Origin of the sequence: Pseudomonas sp. AU11447 (assembly GCF_001672555.2) — a bacterium.
In the GTDB taxonomy this organism is placed as follows: domain Bacteria; phylum Pseudomonadota; class Gammaproteobacteria; order Pseudomonadales; family Pseudomonadaceae; genus Pseudomonas; species Pseudomonas nitroreducens.
This window is the reverse complement of sequence record NZ_LZDG02000102.1, coordinates 1-461: the sequence shown is the minus strand read 5'-3', so window position 1 is coordinate 461 and position 461 is coordinate 1. Positions and strand designations below refer to the sequence as shown.

Below are 461 nucleotides of genomic sequence, written 5' to 3'. Positions count from 1 at the left end.
ACCAGTCCGAAGTCCGACGTCTTCACCATTACCACTGACTACACCCCGCCGGATGCCAGCAAACTGGCGATTACCGGCGTGCTGGACAGTGAAGGTGAGATCACCGGCAATGTGCTCAGCGGTGGCGTTACCGACGACCCGCGCCCGGTGATCAGCGGTACCGGTACTTCCGGCGACACCATTTTCGTGTACGCCAAGGACAGCACCGGCAATCATCAGATTGGTTCTGCGATCGTGGGTAGCGATGGCAAGTGGACGATGCAGCCCACGGCAGCCCTGATCTCGGGGCCGAACGACCTGACCGCGGTAGAGCGTGATCCGGTCGGCAACTCCACTCAGCCGAGCGCGAAGTACAGCATCGATGTCGAGACTGGCAGACCGCAGGCCCCGGCGATCGAGAGCGTCTTCGACGACGTCGGACCGTACACCGGCTTCCTGCAGAAAGGCGATGTGACCGACGA

1 protein-coding gene is annotated in these 461 nt (G+C 62.0%); it reads left to right on the top strand.

Annotated features, from left to right (window positions below; translation table 11 throughout):
• A partial coding sequence (locus A6723_RS32275) for an Ig-like domain-containing protein (RefSeq protein WP_175405603.1) occupies positions 1-461 on the top strand: 461 nt, incomplete at both ends.